The organism is Curtobacterium sp. PsM8, assembly GCF_030433875.1.
Taxonomy (GTDB): Bacteria; Actinomycetota; Actinomycetes; order Actinomycetales; family Microbacteriaceae; genus Curtobacterium.
This window is the reverse complement of the sequence record NZ_JARUXD010000229.1, coordinates 1-213: the sequence shown is the minus strand read 5'-3', so window position 1 is coordinate 213 and position 213 is coordinate 1. Positions and strand designations below refer to the sequence as shown.

Below are 213 nucleotides of genomic sequence, written 5' to 3'. Positions count from 1 at the left end.
CGGCCAGGACGGCGGCCTGCAGCGGCGTCTCCCCCCGTTCGACGAAGGCGCCCCGGGCGGCCCGCACCAGGTCGGCGCGCTTCCGGGCGTCGCCGTCGCGGAGTTCGTGGTTGGACTCGTCGGAACGAAGCCAGGACGCGGTCTGGGCGTGGTTGTCGTCGGACCGGGCGGCGGCGCCCTCGTGGAGCACCCGGGGGATGACCTCGACCCGCG

Annotated in this window: 1 protein-coding gene; it reads right to left on the bottom strand. The window is 76.5% G+C overall.

Going from position 1 to position 213, the window contains the following annotated elements:
• Window positions 1-213: hypothetical protein (locus QCD68_RS17405; protein ID WP_301223916.1), on the bottom strand; the 213-nt coding region annotated here is incomplete at both ends.